This window comes from Fructobacillus cardui (assembly GCF_963580785.1).
Classification (GTDB): Bacteria; Bacillota; Bacilli; order Lactobacillales; family Lactobacillaceae; genus Fructobacillus; species Fructobacillus cardui.
This window is the reverse complement of the sequence record NZ_CAUZLS010000003.1, coordinates 53,437-72,625: the sequence shown is the minus strand read 5'-3', so window position 1 is coordinate 72,625 and position 19,189 is coordinate 53,437. Positions and strand designations below refer to the sequence as shown.

Below are 19,189 nucleotides of genomic sequence, written 5' to 3'. Positions count from 1 at the left end.
CGTTGCTTAAAAGTTGGATAAGCTGATTTTAGGCCACTTATCCAACAAAAAACCACCCATTGGTGGGTGGTTTGGTTGAAAAAATTAGTTCTGGGCATGAATGACCTTAGTCAAAAGTGGTGGGACAACCCTAACAAGGATGGCCGAAAACTCTTCAGTTGACTCTTGAAAGCCAGAACGAATCCAAGTAATAATCAAATTTGTGGCGGTTCCTGTCAAAATATTGAGAGCATACCGCGGTGGAATCGCTAAATCGTGGCCATCAGTTGTATTGAAAAAAGCTTTTTTAGCCTGTTCAACCATTCGATTTTCAAAGGAATGCTCAGCATGCTTTGAAAGCAGAAGGGCGGCTAATTCCTTTTGCTCGTAGAGCTTTTGAACCAAAAAATCAGCTCGATGCTGAAAGATTTCAGCGACGTCGAAATTTTCAATATTAAGCGAGGGAAGAGCCCCCATAGTCTCTTCTAAGAGGTCCAGTTGGATGGTTTCCATCAAATCATCCTTATCTAAGAAATGAGCGTAGAAGGTTGAACGGTTAATATCAGCCTGCTTAATGATTTCTTGGACAGAAATTTTATGAAAGTCCTTATGAGCCAAAATTTCTAAAAAGGTAGCACGAATAGCGGCATCGGCTTTGGTATAACGGGCATCGGTTTTCATAATGGTTATTTTTCTTGATAAAATTCGTTAGCGAAGAGTCCCATCATTAAGGAATCATGGTAACGTCCTTCTGCAAAGTAGTGTTGGCGGAGTCGGCCTTCCTCTTGAAAGCCGAACTTTTTATAAATGTGGATGGCAGCCGGATTTTCAACATCGACATATAGGTAAATCTTGTGAAGATTTAAAACAGAGAAGGCATATTCGATTCCGGCGTGCAGACCTTCTTGGGCCAAACCTTGGCCATGAAATTTAGTGTCAATAATGATTTGGATTTCACAGTGACGGTGAATGGTATTGATATCGATTAATTCAACGACACCGACAAATTGGTTGTCTTCCTCAATCACGAAACGCCGTTCGCTTTGATCGAGGACGTGGCGGTCGTAGAGGATGCTTAATTCATCTAGGGAATTAAAAGGTTCCTCGAACCAGAGGGCCATCACAGACCGTGAATTTTTTTGCTGGTAGATATGGGGCAAATCTTGCTTAGCAAGAGGACGGATGTTCACTTTTGTCTCCATTTCGTCTGCTACTAGAATATCTAGTAAAGGAATTACGCTATACTACCAAGATAACATAAAAGGCGGCCTTACACTAGCAAGACCGCCTTTTCTAAGTTATCGTATTGCCCCTGCTGGATTCGAACCAGCGCATAATGGCACCAGAAGCCACCGCCTTACCGCTTGGCTAAGGGGCAATTACTTGATATATATTACCCGCTTTTCTCTCATTTTGCAAGGTTTTTTTAGAATTTTCTGGATTTTTTTGTAATGAATTCTATAAAAAACAGATGGAGCGGAGTGAATCAAAAAATTGGTAAAAAGAGGGGACTGATTTGAAATATCTGCCTAGACCAATTATAATGAGAAAAGAGATGCTAGCAAGTTATCCTAGTTTTCAACCAATAATGACAGTCAGGAGCGGCAATAATTATGGCTATACCACGCTATATTGAGATTCATAATGAGATTCGTCAGCGCATTGCAGCTGGTGAATGGGGGACGAATAAACGCCTTCCGGCCGAACGTGACTTGGCCGAATCCTTTCACGTTTCCCGGATGACCCTCCGCCAGGCGATTCAGACCCTAGTTGATGAAGGCATCTTGGAACGCCGTGTTGGATCCGGGACCTATGTGGCTGAGAAAAAGGTTTCAGAACGGGCGCTCGGTGTGACTTCCTTTACGGAATTGATGAAAAAATCAGGTCGTGAAGCGCAGACCGTGACCGTTTCTTATAAGGTGACGACCCCATCCGTTTCGGAGTTGGAGCATTTGCAACTCAAACCAGAGGACGAAGTTTTGGTGATGGAGCGCTTGCGCTTGGGTGATGATGAACCAATCTTGTTGGAACAGACGACCTTACCTGTAAAGCTGGTCAATAACTTTACCCGTTCAAGCCTGACAGAGTCGCTCTACGCCACTTTAATCCAGGCCGGCATTCAGCCAGGCCGGGCCGAACAAACGGTCACAGCGGCGCTGGCAACGGAGCGACAAGCTGATTTCTTGCAAATTAAGCGTGGCGATCCAATTTTGGCCGTCCGTCAGGTCTCTTACGACCAGGAAGACCACCCTTTTGAATACGTGCGCTCATACTACGTTGGTGATCGCTTTGAATTCCAATTGACTCGCTAATGAATCATTAATAGTTTGAAAAAAAGGAGCTCAACACATTGTGTTGAGCTCCTTTTGTACTGATTTTTTATTTGTGGTTATAGCGCTTTGCTAGGTAGTCACCAACGACTTGGACAATCAAGACGAGGACGAGGACCAAGAAAGTGGCCACCAAGGTTGTATCATTGGCAAAACGGTTGTAACCGTAGGCGATGGCCATGTTTCCCAGACCACCAGCACCAATGGCACCGGCCATGGCTGTTAACCCAATCAAGGAAATCAGTGTCACCGTTGACACACGAATCAATTCGGACCGACCTTCGCGGAGGTAGACACCAAAGACGATTTCAGTGAAGGAAGCCCCAACTGCTTGGGCAGCTTCGACAATCCCAGAATCAACTTCAGTCAAGGCAACTTGAACCTGACGGGCATAGAAGGGGAAGACTCCCAATGACAATGGCACCAAAGCGGCAGTAGAACCGATTTGCGTTCCAACAATGGTCTTAGTGACGGGAGCAATGAAAGCCAACAGGATAATGAACGGAATTGCTCGGAAAATCGAAACAATCTTATCAAAGATCCAGAAGAGGACTTTGTTTGGGGTAATACCACGAGGGCTTGTGACAACAAGGCCAAAGCCAAAGATTAAGCCCAAAAGACCACCGAAGATAGCGGACCAGAAGGTCATAAAAATTGTTTGGTTAATTGCAGTTAGCCAACCGGTATCACCGGACCAGCCTTGATAAACGACGTTTGGAAATGTTTGTGAAAACCAATTACTCATGCTTGCTTTCCTTTCAAGATATCAACAGAAACGCCTTGGTCTTTTAAGGACTGCAAACCGGCAGCCAAACCATCGGCTGAGCCTGAGAGGATGACTAACAGGGAACCAACTTCGGTTCCTTGTAGAATCTCAACGTTACCGTACAGGATGTTGGCGACAACTTCATACTTCTGATAGAGGGTGGTGATTAATGGTTCGTTCGTGCTGTTACCAGAGTAAGTCAGACGGGCAAAGACCTCGTTGTCGTTTAAGGTTGTAATGGCATCCGATTCAGCAATCGTTGCCAAAGCCTTATCCTGGTTTGTGGCCGTTTCAATAAATTCCTTAGTTAAGGCGGCTTGTGGCTTCGTGAAGATGTCCAAAGTTGAACCTTCTTCTAGGACCTGACCATCTTGCATCACGGCAACCTTGTTAGCCACTTCCTTGACCGCATCCATTTCGTGGGTAATCAAAAGAATGGTCAAGTTGTATTGCTGATTTAACTTCTTCAAAAGGGCCAAAATCTGGTTGGTCGTCTTTGGATCCAAGGCAGAGGTTGCTTCATCAGAAATCAAAATTTCAGGGTCGTTGGCCAAAGCGCGGGCGATGGCGACACGTTGCTTTTGACCACCGGAAAGTTGGGCAGGGAACTGGTCAGCTCGATCAGTCAATTCGACTAATTCAAGCAGCTCAGCAACCTTTGCCTGCTTTTCGTCGGCCTTTAATGGGCTATGCTGCAAGGCAAAGGCCACGTTTTCAGCCACCGTACGCTCGTTGAGCAAGTTAAAGTGTTGGAAAATCATTCCAATCTTGCGGCGGCGGTCGCGAAGCTCATTTGGCTTAATCTGGACACCGCTCTTACCAGCACCTTGACCGTCAAAGAAGGTTTCGCCATTCACGATGACTTGGCCGTTTGTTGGGACCTGGAGCAGGTTAATGACCCGGACCAAAGTTGACTTACCGGCGCCGGAGTAACCAACGATTCCGAAGACGTCGCCACGGTTCACGTCAATGGAAACGTTTTTAACCGCCTCAATGGTCCGCTTTTTTTGTTGGAAGGTCACATCAATATTTTTTAAAGAAATAATTGGATTCGTCATTGATAAATTCTGGTGCTTGCGCACTTTCCTTTCTGTTTGCTACTAGTGATTAGCATAGCTACCAATGATTAGTTTAACAAACTTTATGTTGTCTTCGTAATCAGTCAGGCGAATGTTTTCATTTGGAGCATGGTCTAAGGCGCCTTGGTAGCCGACACCCAAAGAAATAATGGGGGCCTTGATAGCATTGTTGACATAGGCCATTGGGCCGGTTCCTGGTGAAGTTGGGGAAACAACGGGTTCACCTGGATAAAAGTCCTTAGCCAGGTCGATGACCTTTTTGATTTCAGGATCCGACATATCTGACCGGTAGCCAGGTTGACCAAGGGTCTTTGTTACTGTCAAATCAGCAAAGCCCTGGTCGATCAAATAGTCTTGAATCTGCTTTAAGGTTTTGTCTGGATCCATACCGGGAACCAGACGGGCTTCCAGCTTAGCGGTTGCTTCCGCTGGTAGCACTGTCTTGACACCCTGATCTTCGTAGCCAGAGGAGATACCCTCGATATTAATACTTGGTTCGAAGTAGAGGGCTTCCTTCCAATCGTCACCACGCTTGTCGGTTAATAGTGGGGCAGTGATTTGATGGCCCTTGATAAATTCTTCCTTGGTGCCAGGCAAAGCGGCAACCAAGTCTTTTTCGCGCTGGTTAGGGGCGATGACGTCCTCATAGAAGTTAGGGACTTGAATGCGGCCCGTCTTTGGATCAAAAAGGGTTGATAACCCTTGGCTTAAGCGCCAGGCAGCGGAATCAACAACGGTTGCTAATGAGGAATGGAGGTCGATGCCAGCCGTCTTGGCCGTCACATCGAAGGTCACGATTCCCTTATTACCACCACCAAGTTCGATTTGTCCCTGCTCGTCTTTATTACCGGACTCCCAGATGATTAAATCAGCTTTTAATTCTGGATACTTGGCTAAATAGTCATCCAAGTGCTGTGAGGCGGTTTCCTCAGAACCTTCAATTAAGAAGGTAATGTTGACGGGTAATTGGCCATCGTTTTCGTCTAAGTATTCGGCTAAGGCCGTGAAACGGGCCGTGATATTCCCTTTATCGTCATCGACACCGCGACCAATCAGATGGCCATCTTTTTCAGTCAAAGTCCAGGGGTCTTGGTCCCACAGGTTAAAGGGTTCCGCTGGCTGCACGTCGTAGTGGTTATAGATAATCAAGTTTTTTGCATCGGCTTGGTTACTATTAAAGTGCGCAATGACCAGTGGGGCAAAGTAACTGTCGTCGATTTCGACTTGGCCACCAAGCTTTTCCAATGCTTGACCGAGAAGGGCAGCCGTTTCAGGTAGCTTCTCGTGCTTTGCTGAAACACTGGGGAGGGCAATCAATTCTTTTAAGAAAGTGAGGTATTCTTCTTTACGATTTGACATGAGTAATTTTCCTTTCGTGGTGATGATTAAATATGTACGCGGGACAAGCCCGCCTTGTCGAATTACTTCTTGTAATCCCAAACAGTGATTTCGGCACCGTCGTAGTTCTTCTTAACTAATTCCTTGGTCTTAGCAGTTTGGATAGACTTCACAACATCCTTGTAAATCTTCTTATCCTTGTCAGACTTGTTAGCCGCAACGAAGTTGAAGAATTGAGTCGTGTTCTTGTTCAAACCTTCAACATAGATGGCAGAGTTAAAGTCGATTCCTGCTGACTTAGCAAAGTTTGTGTTGATAACAGCACCGGCAAACTTAGGATCCTTCAATGAAGTTGCAGTTTGTGAAGCATCAACTGGCACAATCTTCAAGTTCTTAGGGTTTGAAGTAATGTCGTTTGGTGTGGCCTTGTTCGTGTCCTTCACCTTAATCAAACCAGCTTCGGCCAAGAGGTGGATACCACGGTTTTCGTTAGTAACATCGTTGGCAACGGCGATTTGGCTACCATCAGGGATGTCCTTGATTGACTTGTACTTGTCTGAGTAGACACGCAATGGTGTAGTCCAAGTGTCACCGATTGAAACGATGTCTGTCTTGTTAGCCTTGTTCCAGTTTTCCAAGAATGGGTAGTTTTGGAAGGCGTTCAAGTCGATGTCGTGGTTGCTCAAGGCCTTGTTTGGCTGTGAGTAATCAGAGAACTTAACGGTCTTCAAAGTAATACCATACTTATCCTTGGCAGTCTTGGCTGCTTCTGCCCAGATTTGGTCTTCTGATTTGTCACCGTTCATGACACCAATCTTAACCACCTTGTCGTCTTGGCTACCGTGGTTGAAGAAGCTGAAGTAACCAATTCCAACAATGGCTGCGGCGGCTACAATTCCAATAATCGTCTTTTTTGCACTCATAATATCTTTCTCTCTTTCCTATGTTACTCAATTATTTTAATTAAATTGCTTGTCCCAAGCGGCGACTTCTGATTCACCATACTTTTCCTTGATCAATTGCTTGGTCTTGCTTGTTTGGTAAGCCTTAACGACGTCTTGGTAAAACTTCTTGTTCTTGTTCTTCTTTTGGGCAACGATGATGTTGACCCACTGGTGTGAATCCTTGTTCAAAGGTTCCACGAAGATGGCATCTTGGTACTTTAGGCCAGCTGACTGTGCATAATTACCATTAATAACGGCCCCCTGAACATCTGGAAGGTTACGAGCGGTTTGATCTGCTGAAACTTCCTTAATCTTCAAATTCTTTGGATTTGAAGTGATGTCCTTCGTTGTTGCCAGCGTCAATCCTGATTTCAACTCAATCAATCCAGCGTACTTCAAGAGGTAAAGGGCCCGACTTTCGTTTGATGGGTCATTTGGAACGACGATGGTGTTGCCATCCTTAAAGTCGCTGACATTCTTGTATGAGTTCGAGTATAAGCGGATTGGGCTAATGGCCGTTTCACCAATTGAGGTTAATTCGTTGCCGTTCTTTTTGTTGTAGGCATCCAGGAAAGCGTAGTGCTGGAAAGAGTTCAAATCAATGTCGCCGTTTTGCAAAGCCTTGTTTGGCTGTGAGTAATCGGAGAACTGCTTGAACTTAATCGTCACACCGTACTTATCCTTGGCCGTTTGAGCAACACTCTTCCAAATATCATCGTCATCTTTGTTCGCTGACATAATGCCGACTGTCACCGTTTTATTATTGCTTGTACCGTGATGACCAAAGCTGACGTAAGCTAGTGCAGCGACAGCAACGACTGCGATACCGGAAATCAACCAACCTTTTTTTGACATTTTCTTGTTATTATCTCCTTATATCTTTATTTTAATTTTAGCAACAAAAAAAGCCGCTTCTATCTTTAAGATTTAAGACAGAAGCGACTTTCGCGTTACCATTCTGAGTTTTAGCCAAAAGTTGCCTTTAGGCTGCTCACTAACCATCGGGCCCCGGGGAATGATCCTAGCCGAATGGTGTGCCCAAGTAACGAGGGCCAGTCCGTCAACTACTAACGGTAAACCGATTCGTAGTTGCCAATCACAGGTCATTTTCAAAAGCTTCTTTACCTTACCTTGCACCAACCGGTAAGTCTCTAGGCTAAAGTTACTTTTTACTTTCCTGATCAACTTGTTTGATATGATGTGTTTATATTACAAGATGTTAGCTTCCTTGTCAACAAAAATGATAAAAATTTTAATAAAAGTGCTAAATTAGTCTTTGTTTAGAACTATTATATCAAAAATATTACTGATTTCATTGAAACAATTAGGTTGAAATTTCGGTGTTTTATTCGGGCCGGCGTAGCATTTGAATGTGGCTTTTGATTTATTGATATAGTAGTAGCAATGAGGTGATGGTGGGGGGACATAAATGGGAAATCTAATCGTGATTCGAGGAAATTCGGGTAGTGGCAAAACGGTCACTGCGAACGCTTTACATGAACAACTTGGTGAAAATAATTTATTAATTCCGCAGGATTATGTCCGGCGGACAATGTTACGAGTGAAAGATACACCCAACAATCTAGCAATTAATCTGATCAAGGAGATGGCTTTGTTTGGGATTAAAAATTGTCGTTATACAATTGTTGAGGGGATTCTTCCGACTTCGAAGTATGGCCAAATGCTGTCCGAAATTATCAATCAAGCTGAGAAAAGCTTTATCTATTATTATGATTTGCCATTTGAAGAGACGGTCAAACGACATCAAGGAAAAACGAATCCAGGTTTTGATGAAGCTGATTTGGCAAAGTGGTTTCAACCCCATGATTTATTACAGGTTACAGGTGAAAGGGTCATTGCCCCGAGCCTTGGCCAAGAAGCAGTTGTTCGAAAAATCATGGCTGATTTAGCTCATTAAGGGTATGTTAGGTTACTTGAATTTAGTGCTGATTAAAGGAACCATCCTATATGACTATCGATGAATTCTGAAGGAGTGACGGATGGAAATTCGCTTATTACAATATTTTTTAAAGGTGGCGGAAACGCAAAATATCACGCAGGCTGCTGCTGATTTACATATTACGCAGCCAACATTAAGCCGGCAAATTCACGCCTTTGAGGAACGCTTGCAGACTAATTTGTTTATCCGTGATAATAAAAAGCTGACGTTGACTGATTCGGGCCGATTTTTGAAGGCCAAAGCAGAAGAACTAGTCGCTTTGGATCAGAAAACCGAGCAAGAATTTGCAACCTATCAGGACCGGGAACTAACTGGGAAGGTCACTATTGGTTGTATTGAGTCGGATAACTCAACTTTTTTGGCTAAAATTATGAAAACCATGCGAAAACAGCACGACCGGGTGACCTTTGAACTTTATAGTGGCAATGGAAACGATCTCTTAGATAAGCTTGAGAAGGGGCTGCTTGATTTGGCCTTTATGGTTGGTCCTTTGACCCTTGACCAGGCTGATTTTAATGTGGTCAAGTTACCCGGTACTGAAGCCTTGGGGATTGTGGTTGCTTCGCAAAGTTCACTAGCCGATAAAAAGTTTGTGACGGCCGCCGATCTTTTGCCTTTACCAATTATTGGCGCCAAGCGGGCTGCAGTTCAAGAAAGTTTTTATCAGTGGGGCCAGTTTGATCCCGAGAAGATGAATATTATTGGCATGTATAATTTGCTCTTTAATGTTCTACCACTGGTTCGAGAGGAGGTTGGCGTTGCTTTGGCCATCGAGGGGGCCAGCAATGAAAATACGGACGGGACAAAGTTTATTCCTCTAGAGCCACGATTGGAAAATGAGCGAATGCTGGTCTGGAAGAAGGACCGCATTTTAAACCCAACTGCTCAGGAATTTATTCAATTGGTTAAAAATGCCTAAAAGGCATGAAAATCAGCTTAATAAGTATTATACGTATGTCAATTTTGGGGTTAAGATAAAAATATACGAAAGAAGCAAAACTTGCTCTGGTCGCGTTAGCGACCTTTTTTGTGCGATTTTATAGAATGTGAGGAACTGATTTTTGAAAAAAAGAGTTTATTTGTTAGCCGGACTCGGCATCATTTTAATTGGTGCTGACTTGCGTTTGCCAATTACGATTTTGCCACCAATTTTGCCTCAATTACATACCATTTTAGGTTTGCCAACCAGCGTGAGTGGCTGGCTCACCACGATTCCAGTTTTGATGTTTGCCTTAGTATCACCAGCAATTGGAAAATGGGGCGTGCGTGCTGGGAATCCGCAAGTCTTATTCTATTCTCTGTTACTATTAACGTTTGGAGTAGCTATTCGGGTCATTACGAATCCGATTTTGCTCTTTGTGGGAATGGTTTTGATTGGTATTGGTCTGTCCGGTGGGAACGTCTTGTTACCAAGTATTATTCAAGAGTATTTTCCAAAGCAAAGTGCTTTACTGACGGGCATTTACCCAGCCATGATGACGCTCTTTTCTGGTATCGGGACAGCAACGGTGGTACCAATTTTAAAGGCCACAAATTTTTCCACAACTATGATGGTTTTTGCCGTCTTAACGGTCTTAACGTTGATCGTATGGGGAAGTGCTTTTAAGCAATTACCACAAACTAACCATCAGCTGGAAAGCGAAGAAGAAGCTGAAGGTGATTTTTCGGTCAAAAATTATCGCGTAACCTGGTTGATTACGTTGTTCTTTGGGATTCAGTCATTGTTGGCCTACTCATTAATGACTTGGATGCCAAAATATTGGATTGATAATGGCTTTGTGGCAACAACATCCGGCGTCTTGGCTACTTTTTTCCAGATTTTTGGGATTCCAATGGCCATTGTGACACCAATGATTGCCAAGCGGAAGCCAGGGATGATTGGGATGGCGTTATTTAGTGCTATTGCTGTTTCAGTGGCAACTTTTGGGATGCTTTTCCCTACTCATAGTTTTTTCTTGAACGCCCTTTGGTCAGCTCTGTCTGGAATGGGGACAGCGGCTGCCTTTACCTTAAGTATTGTCTTTTTCCAACAGAAGACGGTGCGCTTTGAACAAACGGCCGAATTATCGGGAACCGCTCAGTCAGCCGGTTACTTGTTGGCCGCAATCGGTCCGATTGCTTCTGGTTATTTGATTAACATGTTCCATTCTTGGGATATGATTTTTACGATTTACTTGATTTTGGCAATTTCCTTGGGCTTCTTAGGATTCGGAATTATCTTTAGTAAGAAGATCGGTGCAGAAAGCTAAACTGATTTTTCATAGTAATTGATTGAACGAAAAAAGAAGAAGGAACTTGCATCCAAGTTCCTTCTTCTTTTTATGCGTTTAAATTCTTATAGGTAGCGATTGCCCGTTTGCGGGCAAGGGCATGGTCGACGATTGGTTTTGGATAATCTTTTCCAAGAATTACCTGGTATTGTTGCTGGTCGGCTTCGCTTAGGCGGTCGATGTGGTGGATTTTATCGGCTGGCAAATCAGCGAGGGCGGGGATGTATTGTTTGATGAATTTTGCATCCGGATCAAATTTTTCGGCCTGGGTGAACGGATTAAAAATTCGAAAATAAGGGACACTGTCCGTTCCGGTTGAGGCAGCCCATTGCCAACCACCGATATTGCTAGCGGGATCATAATCAACTAATTTTTCTTGAAAATATTGCTCGCCCCATGTCCAATTAATCAGTAAGTCCTTAGTTAAAAAGGAAGCAACAATCATGCGCAAACGGTTATGGAGCCAACCGGTTTGGTTCAACTGCTGCATGGCCGCATCGATAATAGGAAAGCCGGTCGTACCGGTTTTCCAGGCGTTAAATTGGGATTCGTCGTTAATCCAGGGAATGCTTTGGAACTTCGTGTTAATAGCCTGGTCCTTTTGGTCAGGGTAAACGGTGTAAATCATATTATAAAAGTCGCGCCAGCAGAGTTCCTTGATAAAAGTCTCTTTGCCCAGACTATCAGGTTGGCGGTTGACCGCATCGTAAACCGTTCGGATGGAAATTTCACCAGTTCTTAAGTACCGTGATAAATGGCTGGTACCATCCAGCGCTGGAATATCTCGGTTTTGGTCGTAGTCGGCTAATTTATTAGAGACAAAGTCCTCTAAAGTGTTGATTGCTTGCTGCTCACCAAGACTGTCCTGGTAGGCATAGCTGTGGTTGGGATTGATTAATTTTTTTAGGTCATCAATGCGGTCCTCGAACGGTTCCGCCACCTGTTTATTACGAATTGCAGTGCTGGCTAGAACCGGCAATGGCTGGTCTTTTTTAGAAGGTAACCACTTTTTATAGTAAGGAGTAAAGATTTGGTAGGCGCTTCCGTCTGGTTTTTTGATTGAAGAGGCGCTGGTCAAGGTAAAGTCCAAAAAGGGGTGAGCGATGATGCCAAGTTTTTGTGAGAGGTAGCGGATGGTTTGTTGGTCCCTTTTGCGACCGTAACCACGCTCATCGAAATTGAGGTAGATGTCGCTGACGGAAGGAACTTTTGTTTTGATTTCTGTAATAACGTCGGTCACCGAACCAGTTTGGATTAAGAGGGAGATGTTGTCTTTGGCAAGGGTCTCTTTAAAATGTAAGACACTGGCAAAGAAGGCGCTCTGATTAACGCTTGCATCACTTTGGAGTTGTTGTGGGTCAATAATAAAAATGAAGATGACCTGGTCGCTATTTTGTATGGCGGCATGCAGCGCCTGGTTATCGGTCAGTCGCAGGTCCCTGCGAAACCACATAATACTTGTTTTTGCCATTTATTTTCCTTATTAAAAACTTACTTTTGTCTATCCGTGTTTAAGAGTGAAAAATCAGTGGTGCTAATTGTGTTTTGATTGTTTCGCTTAATTGGACGAGAAAAATCTGCTTTTTGACCGTAGTTTCTCGTGCAAGCATATGCTTGGCTGATTTGTAATTATTTCCTATTTTATCCTACTTGTTGTTGTCGGCAAAATGCGATTAATTGCCGGTCGGAAGGACCTTGCTGTTCTAATTTCTTTAATTCATTTAGAAATAACAAAAAGAACTATACAGACGTAAAAATTCTGTTATACTAAAGACATAATAAAATTTCTGAGGGAGTAACTGACGAAATGTTCGTGGCTGATAACCGTCAAAGCAAAACAGTAGTGTTTTATATCGTGCAAGCTTTATTGCACCGGCTCAGCCTTAAACAGTGAGACTCATACCATAACGCTTTTTTTGCGTTTGGTATGGGTCTTTTTTCTTTTACCCAGACCAGATAAAAAAGAGAGTAGTCAGAAAAGGAGAGAATTGTGGCAAAACAACCGTATCAAATTGATGTCACTGATTTGACCAGCGAGCTCAAAACCAATGTGCAAACTGGTTTAACCGAAGAACAAGTCCAAGAACGCTTGGCAAAGGATGGGCCAAACGCCCTGGTCGCTAAGAAAAAGCGTAGCCTTTTTCAAAAGTTTGTCGACCAATTTAAGGATTTGATGATTGGTATCCTGTTGGCCGCCGCCTTAGTGGCTGCCTTTACGGGCGAAACAACCGATGCTGCCTTTATTTTGGCCATCGTGATTATTAACGCGGTCTTCGGTGTCTTCCAAGAAAGCAAGGCCGAAGGCGCAATCGAAGCCTTGAAGGCTTTGGCAACACCGAAGGCCAGAGTAGTGCGTGCTGGTCGAGACCAAGAAGTACTCGCACCTGATTTGGTCGTGGGTGACCTCGTGTACCTGGAAGCAGGGGACGTTGTCCCAGCTGATTTGCGTTTGGTTTCTGTCGCTAACTTACAAGTGGAAGAATCAACGTTGACCGGTGAATCAGTACCGGTGGAAAAGACGGATGCCGTTTTGACCGGTGACAACTTGCCGTTGGGTGACCAAGCGAACTTGGCCTTTATGAACGCCAATGTGACCTATGGAAAGGCAACTGGTATCGTGATTGCGACCGGAATGCAGACTCAGGTTGGTCAGATTGCGGAATCACTGCAGTCAACAGATGAAACCAAGTCACCATTGCAGGAAAATTTGGCACAGTTGGGTCGGATTTTGACTTACCTGATCTTGGCGATTGCAACCTTGACCTTCGTGGTTGGTTACTTTACCCAGGATGCTAAAGTGATTGACTTGATTTTGACTTCGATTTCCTTGGCCGTGGCTGCCATTCCTGAAGGGTTGCCAGCCATCGTCACGGTTACTCTGGCCTTGGGAACAGCCCGGATGGCCAAGAAGGCCGCTTTGGTTCGGAAGTTGCCCGCCGTTGAAACTTTGGGATCAACGGATATCATTGGTTCCGATAAGACTGGAACCTTGACCCAAAACAAGATGACCGTTGAAAAGTTGGTCTTGGATGGGGAAATCGTTGATTTGAAGGCTGAAAATCCTTTCGAGGCCGACCAGGTGAACCCTGATTTGCTGAAGTTGGCCGACTTGCTGGCTTTGAATAACGATACAAAGGAAATCGATGACGGCTTGGTGGGTGATCCAACCGAAACTGCCTTGATTGCCTTTAATAAGAAGTACCGTCCGGCTTATAAGGAAACGCTTGCTCAAATGCCACGTGTCAGTGAAATTCCGTTCGATTCCGAACGAAAGCTGATGACGACGATTCACCCAGTTGCTAGTGGTTTTGAAGCAACGGTTAAGGGGGCACCAGATTCGATTTTGGCTCGCGTCAGCCAGGTCTTAGACCACGGTGAAATCAGGCCCGTGACCGATGCTGATTTGGCCAAGTACCAAGACATCAACGCTGAGTTAGCCGATCAGGCCCTCCGTGTCTTGGCTTTTGCCTACAAGGATTTGGCAGCAGTGCCAGAAAATCCACAAGCCGATGATGTGGAAAAGGACTTAATCTTGGTTGGCCTAATCGCCATGATTGATCCGGAACGTCCCGAAGTTAAGGGCGCCGTTGCTGAAGCCAAGAAGGCCGGTATCCAGCCAATTATGATTACGGGTGACCACCCTAAGACTGCCGCTGCGATTGCCGGTCGTTTGGGTATCTTAACGGATGAAGATGACCGTACCAAGGCCGTGATGACGGGTGCGGAATTGGATGAAATGCCGGAAGAAGACTTCCAAGACCGAGTTAAGGATGTTCGTGTCTATGCCCGAGTGGCACCAGCCCACAAGGTTAAGATTGTTCAGGCTTGGCAAGGCAAGGGCAAGGTCGTGGCCATGACTGGAGACGGTGTGAACGATGCGCCAGCCTTGAAGACTGCCGATATCGGGGTGGCCATGGGAATTACTGGAACGGAAGTTTCTAAGGAAGCGGCCGACATGGTTTTGGCCGATGATAACTTCTCAACGATTGTTGCGGCCGTAAAGGAAGGCCGGAAGGTCTTTGCCAATATTCAAAAGGCCTTGCAATACTTGCTGGCATCAAACTTGGCCGAAGTGATTGCCATCTTTATGATGACGTTGCTTGGTTGGGAAGTGCTCGCACCCGTGATGATCTTGTGGATTAACTTAGTAACGGATACCTTGCCAGCGATTGCCTTGGGACTGGAACCAGCTCAAAAGGGCGTGATGTCACAGAAGCCACGTGGTAAGACCGCTAACTTCTTGTCTGGTGGGGTCGGCCCAGCTATTATCTGGCAGGGAACGATGCAGGCCATCCTTGTTTTGGCAGTTTATGGCATTGCCTTGGCCTTCCCAGAGCACCAAGGATCAGAATTGATTCACGGGGATGCCTTGACGATGGCCTTTATGACCTTAGGATTGATGCAAATGTTTAATGCCATTAACGTTAAGAGCGTTTACCAATCAGAGTTGGGACCACAGGCCTTTGCCAACAAGTTCTTCAACTGGGCCTTGGTCTTCTCACTCTTTGCTATGATGGCCGTTGTCTTTATCAAGCCATTGAACCCAATCTTCCACGTGACTTACCTTGATAGTCACCAGTGGTTGACCGTTGTCCTAGCAGCTTTCTCTATCATTGTGATTGTCGAACTGGTAAAATGGGTGCAACGACAATTTTTCAATAAAGGATAAAGCATAGTGGCAAAATTTAACCCCAAGCAATTACAGTATTATCTCCAAGCACTCCAAGATGTCTTGACAAAGACACAGGAGACAGCTGACCACGTTTCACCATTCTTCGTCAAATTAGATTCAGCTAAGCAAGAATCAGCAGTCGCTGACATGCCCAAGGCTGATTTTGCCGAAGTAAAGGCGGAATTTGATGATGCTGTGGCTGTTTACCAAGAAAACGCTAAGACTTTAGCCGCCTTGACCGTACCTGTTCGTTTTATGGGTGCTCACAAGACGTTGGCAAAGGCTTACCAGGATTACGCTGACGCGACAGCCATGATGGCTGATGCATTGATCCTTGATGGCCAAAAGGTTGACGACGAGAAATTTGCTCAATCTGAAGCTGATCAGGAAACTTACTTGAACAAGGTTCAAGCGCAAGTTGCTAAAATCTTTGGTGTATAAAAAAGAGCACTGCGGACGACCAAGTAAAATTGGCCGCTTCGCGGTGCTTTTTCTATGTGCTAATGCAGTTAGTTAGTTTTTATTGAAGAAATCAGTGACAGCCTCAAGCGTTTTTTTAGTGAAGAACCCTTCGCTGATCTGTTTTCGCAGTGGCAAGAGATTAGCCTGCCAATTTTGATACTGGTCGGCCGTCAAGGTTTTCATCAGGCCTTCTAGTTCGTCCAAATCGTTGATGGTGAAGCCAATCTGGTAGAGGTCAATCAACCGGCCAATATGGCTTTCTTGCCAAGCGATGAGGGGCAGACCGGCCTTGAGGTAGAGGCTTGCCTTATGTGGGGCATTGATTTTCGTGTAGCTTTGATAGTGAAGGGTACCAAAGTCGCTATCCCAAAGTAAGCCGAACCCAGCGTCCAAGTGATTTTGGATGTCGTCTGGTTCAAAGTTGCCAGCCCATTCGATGTCAGCCGGCGCTTGCCAATCGCGCCACTTCTTAGGCCGATTACCAAAGAGCTTCAGTGTCGGTCCTTGGTAATTTTTTAACCAGGGGGCTTTTTGCCAAGTGCCGGCATAATTTAGAATTTTTTGGTAACTAGCTAGGGGAGGATTTGACCCCAAATAGTCAAAAAGGGGTTGGACAATCGTTTTTTGGTTAACGCCCATTTTTGCTAAAGATTGGCTCATCGCCTCTGAATGGGTGATGATGAGGTCGGTCTTTTGGGCCAGAGCAAATTCTGTCGGGTTAGCTTTTGTTACTCGGAATGGTTCAAAGTCGTGAATTAATAAGACATAATTAGCTTTTTTGTCTTTAATAGCTGCCAACCATTCGGCTTCAAAATCAGCACTCATGTAAGTTGGGAATTGATGAACCACGGTATCACCTGGTACAATCAGCTTGAGTGCCTCCTCGATTCGCTCTTGACGTTCGGTTTTTGAGAAACGTTGATCGTTGTAACGCTCAAGAGGAAGGTGAGAGAAACCGCTTGCTTGAGCGATTTTAGCATAGTCGTCCTTGGCCTTCAAAGCGCCTTTTGGCATCCATGGTTCAATTGTTTGGGTAATCCAATTAGTCATGAAGTCTATTATAGCAGACTCTATCCACCCTTTCGGACTAGACCACTAACGTAATAAAAACTAACATTGTTAGTAAATGCCTTGTTAGTTTTTGATATAATGGGAACATTATGAAAAAGAGGTTATTATGAAAAAAGTACTAATGACTTTGGTGACTGTAGTGGCAGCCTTCCTGGCCTTTGGTGTGGCAAGCCAAAAGCCAGCTTCGGCCAGCGAACCCCACTACATTATCGCCACGGATGCTACTTACGCACCCTTTGATTTCCAAGATAAGAATAACAAGTACGTTGGAATTGACCAAGACATCTTGGCCACTATTGCCAAGCGTGAAGGATTTACATATGAATTAAAGCCAATGTCCTTCAACGCTGCTACCCAGGCTGTTGCTTCTGACCAAGCCGATGGGGTAATTGCTGGAATGTCAATTACGGATGCCCGTCGTCAGGTTTTTGATTTCTCAACGCCTTACTACCGTAGTGGAATTGGCTGGGCAACTGCCAAGGATTCAAAAATCAAGTCTTTGTCTGATTTGAAGGGTAAGACAGTTGCTTTGAAGACTGGAACTGCCGGTGCACAGTATGCCGAATCAATCCAATCAAAGTATGGTTTCAAGATTACTTACTTCTCTGATTCCGATACTTCATACCGTGATGTGATTAACGGGAACACAGCCGCTACTTTTGGTGACCTTCCTGTTTTGCAGTATGCCGTTAAGAACGGAACAGAATTGAAGGTTCAAAACCCTAAGGATCCATTTAACGCCGGTGACTATGGCTTTGCCGTTAAGAAGGGTGCTAACGCTGCTTTGTTGGCTGCCTTTGACAAAGGCTTTGCTGCCATCAAGAAGGATGGTACTTACGACAAGATTGTCAACAAGTACCTGGATGCGAAGGCATCAACTTTTACTGGTTCAGCTTCTGATAACAACTCCGTCTTTGGTATCTTGCGTTCAAACTCATCAGCTTTCTGGACAGGTTTGAAGGAAACACTTTACTTGACGATTGTTGGAATTATCCTGGCAACTATCTGGGGCTTGCTCTTGGGTGTCATGGGTGTGGCGAAATCAAAGTTTTTGCGTGGCTTGTCAACAACGATTATCTATATCTTCCGTGGAATGCCAATGATGGTTTTGGCCTTCTTCATTTACATCGGTTTGCCTGGTGTGATTGGCGTTAAAATTCCTGCCTTTACGGCTGGTGTTTTGACACTGATTTTAAATGAAGGAGCTTATACAGGGGCCTTCGTTCGTGGTGGTTTCAATTCTGTTGACGGTGGTCAAATGGAAGCCGCACGTTCATTGGGACTTTCTCATTCAAAGGCTATGCGCAAGGTTATTATTCCGCAAGGCTTGAAGTTAATGATTCCAAGTTTTATTAACCAATTCATTATTACCTTGAAGGACACATCAATTTTGTCTGCTATCGGTATTTTGGAATTGACACAGACTGGTACGTTGATTGTTACTCGGAATTCACAGGGATTCCGTGTCTGGGCAATTATCGCTGTGATATACTTAATTGTAATTACGTTACTTACATGGTTGAGTAACTGGGTTGAAAAAAGGACACGAGCATGAGTGAAGAAAAGCAAGTGAAAGTACACGTAGACAAGGTTAACAAGTCATATGGCGATAACCACGTTTTGCGTGACATCTCTTTGGACGTGATGGCCAACGAAGTTGTTGTAATGATTGGGCCTTCTGGTTCAGGAAAGTCAACCTTCTTGCGGATGTTAAATCAGTTGGAAATGCCAAACTCTGGTTTGGTTGAAGTTGATGGTTACGACATCTCTGATCCAAAGACTGATATTAATAAGGTTCGCGAAAACATCGGAATGGTGTTCCAGAACTTTAACCTCTTTAACAACTACACTGTTTTGCAAAACATTACTTTGGCACCTGTTCAATTGGGTAAGATGACAAAGGAAGAAGCAGATAAGCGTGGTAAGGAATTGTTAGCAACTGTTGGTTTGTCAGATAAGGCTGACAAATCAGTGAACTCATTGTCAGGTGGACAAAAGCAACGTGTTGCCATTGCCCGTGCCTTGGCAATGGACCCAGACATCATGCTCTTTGATGAACCAACATCAGCCTTGGATCCAGAAATGGTTGGCGATGTTTTGGATGTGATGAAGGATTTGGCTAAGTCAGGAATGACGATGATTATCGTTACCCATGAAATGGGCTTTGCCAAGCAAGTGGCTGACCGGGTTGTCTTCTTCGAATCTGGTAAGATTCAAGAATCTGGTACGCCTGAAGAAGTGTTTAATGCACCAAAGAATGAGCGTTTGCAAACCTTCTTGTCAAAGGTGATGCAAGCCTAAAGTCAATTGGTCGCTTA

General features: G+C 44.5%; 17 protein-coding genes, 1 tRNA gene and 1 other annotated feature. Of the genes, 8 read left to right on the top strand and 10 right to left on the bottom strand.

What is annotated here, in order from left to right; translation table 11 throughout:
• Positions 1-84 precede the first annotated feature (84 nt).
• The 3 genes from AABI20_RS03640 to AABI20_RS03630 form a co-directional block, all read right to left on the bottom strand.
• Positions 85-660, bottom strand: coding sequence for a TetR/AcrR family transcriptional regulator (locus AABI20_RS03640; RefSeq protein ID WP_288846713.1), 576 nt, complete (start codon positions 658-660; stop codon positions 85-87).
• Positions 661-665: 5 nt separating this feature from the next.
• The gene (locus AABI20_RS03635) at positions 666-1,169 is read right to left on the bottom strand and encodes a GNAT family N-acetyltransferase (protein WP_288846763.1); all 504 of its coding nucleotides are present in this window, start codon (positions 1,167-1,169) and stop codon (positions 666-668) included.
• 116 nt (positions 1,170-1,285) lie between these two features.
• Positions 1,286-1,357 (bottom strand) — tRNA-Gln (locus AABI20_RS03630).
• A 235-nt stretch (positions 1,358-1,592) separates the two neighbouring features.
• Here AABI20_RS03630 and AABI20_RS03625 point away from each other — a divergent pair.
• Positions 1,593-2,291: a GntR family transcriptional regulator gene (locus AABI20_RS03625; RefSeq protein WP_047974267.1), complete on the top strand. Its 699-nt coding sequence runs from the start codon at positions 1,593-1,595 to the stop codon at positions 2,289-2,291.
• Between the two features lie 67 nt (positions 2,292-2,358).
• Here the strand turns inward: AABI20_RS03625 and AABI20_RS03620 are convergent, their stop codons facing one another.
• The 5 genes from AABI20_RS03620 to AABI20_RS03600 all read right to left on the bottom strand — a co-directional run bounded on the left by AABI20_RS03620 (position 2,359) and on the right by AABI20_RS03600 (position 7,291).
• Positions 2,359-3,054 (bottom strand): methionine ABC transporter permease, encoded by a 696-nt coding sequence (locus AABI20_RS03620; protein WP_047974268.1) that lies wholly within the window; start codon positions 3,052-3,054, stop codon positions 2,359-2,361.
• Positions 3,051-4,133 carry a methionine ABC transporter ATP-binding protein gene (locus AABI20_RS03615; protein WP_047974269.1) on the bottom strand — a complete coding sequence of 361 codons (1,083 nt, stop codon included), beginning with the start codon at positions 4,131-4,133 and terminating at the stop codon, positions 3,051-3,053. Before AABI20_RS03615 ends, AABI20_RS03620 begins: the two co-directional genes overlap by 4 nt.
• Positions 4,134-4,175: 42 nt before the next feature.
• Positions 4,176-5,513, bottom strand: a complete 1,338-nt coding sequence (locus AABI20_RS03610; RefSeq protein ID WP_338345913.1) for a M20/M25/M40 family metallo-hydrolase — start codon at positions 5,511-5,513, stop codon at positions 4,176-4,178.
• A 62-nt stretch (positions 5,514-5,575) separates the two neighbouring features.
• The gene (locus AABI20_RS03605; protein WP_047974271.1) at positions 5,576-6,415 is read right to left on the bottom strand and encodes a MetQ/NlpA family ABC transporter substrate-binding protein; all 840 of its coding nucleotides are present in this window, start codon (positions 6,413-6,415) and stop codon (positions 5,576-5,578) included.
• A gap of 36 nt (positions 6,416-6,451) precedes the next feature.
• A complete protein-coding gene (locus AABI20_RS03600) occupies positions 6,452-7,291 on the bottom strand; it encodes a MetQ/NlpA family ABC transporter substrate-binding protein (RefSeq protein ID WP_338346788.1) in 840 nt (279 codons plus the stop codon).
• A gap of 76 nt (positions 7,292-7,367) precedes the next feature.
• Positions 7,368-7,630, bottom strand: a binding site (T-box leader).
• A 235-nt stretch (positions 7,631-7,865) separates the two neighbouring features.
• Between AABI20_RS03600 and AABI20_RS03595 the strand changes: the two genes are divergently transcribed.
• The 3 genes from AABI20_RS03595 (at position 7,866) to AABI20_RS03585 (ending at position 10,645) form a co-directional block, all read left to right on the top strand.
• Positions 7,866-8,354: a P-loop NTPase family protein gene (locus AABI20_RS03595; protein WP_288846719.1), complete on the top strand. Its 489-nt coding sequence runs from the start codon at positions 7,866-7,868 to the stop codon at positions 8,352-8,354.
• 82 nt (positions 8,355-8,436) lie between these two features.
• Entirely contained in the window at positions 8,437-9,315 is an 879-nt protein-coding gene (locus tag AABI20_RS03590) for a LysR family transcriptional regulator (RefSeq protein WP_047974273.1), read from the top strand.
• Between the two features lie 142 nt (positions 9,316-9,457).
• Positions 9,458-10,645, top strand: coding sequence for an MFS transporter (locus AABI20_RS03585; RefSeq protein ID WP_338346786.1), 1,188 nt, complete (start codon positions 9,458-9,460; stop codon positions 10,643-10,645).
• Positions 10,646-10,715: 70 nt separating this feature from the next.
• On the opposite strand, the gene AABI20_RS03580 is transcribed toward AABI20_RS03585, so the two are convergent.
• The gene (locus AABI20_RS03580; RefSeq protein WP_288846723.1) at positions 10,716-12,137 is read right to left on the bottom strand and encodes a cryptochrome/photolyase family protein; all 1,422 of its coding nucleotides are present in this window, start codon (positions 12,135-12,137) and stop codon (positions 10,716-10,718) included.
• A 519-nt stretch (positions 12,138-12,656) separates the two neighbouring features.
• Between AABI20_RS03580 and AABI20_RS03575 the strand changes: the two genes are divergently transcribed.
• Both AABI20_RS03575 and AABI20_RS03570 read left to right on the top strand, forming a co-directional pair.
• Positions 12,657-15,335: a cation-translocating P-type ATPase gene (locus tag AABI20_RS03575; RefSeq protein ID WP_338346785.1), complete on the top strand. Its 2,679-nt coding sequence runs from the start codon at positions 12,657-12,659 to the stop codon at positions 15,333-15,335.
• A gap of 6 nt (positions 15,336-15,341) precedes the next feature.
• Entirely contained in the window at positions 15,342-15,779 is a 438-nt protein-coding gene (locus AABI20_RS03570) for a hypothetical protein (RefSeq protein WP_047974276.1), read from the top strand.
• 72 nt (positions 15,780-15,851) lie between these two features.
• On the opposite strand, the gene AABI20_RS03565 is transcribed toward AABI20_RS03570, so the two are convergent.
• The gene (locus AABI20_RS03565) at positions 15,852-16,850 is read right to left on the bottom strand and encodes a glycosyltransferase (protein ID WP_338345917.1); all 999 of its coding nucleotides are present in this window, start codon (positions 16,848-16,850) and stop codon (positions 15,852-15,854) included.
• A gap of 127 nt (positions 16,851-16,977) precedes the next feature.
• Here AABI20_RS03565 and AABI20_RS03560 point away from each other — a divergent pair, with 127 nt between their 5' ends.
• Both AABI20_RS03560 and AABI20_RS03555 read left to right on the top strand, forming a co-directional pair.
• Positions 16,978-18,426: an ABC transporter substrate-binding protein/permease gene (locus AABI20_RS03560; RefSeq protein WP_338345918.1), complete on the top strand. Its 1,449-nt coding sequence runs from the start codon at positions 16,978-16,980 to the stop codon at positions 18,424-18,426.
• Positions 18,423-19,172: an amino acid ABC transporter ATP-binding protein gene (locus tag AABI20_RS03555; RefSeq protein ID WP_047974281.1), complete on the top strand. Its 750-nt coding sequence runs from the start codon at positions 18,423-18,425 to the stop codon at positions 19,170-19,172. Before AABI20_RS03560 ends, AABI20_RS03555 begins: the two co-directional genes overlap by 4 nt.
• Positions 19,173-19,189: the final 17 nt, after the last annotated feature.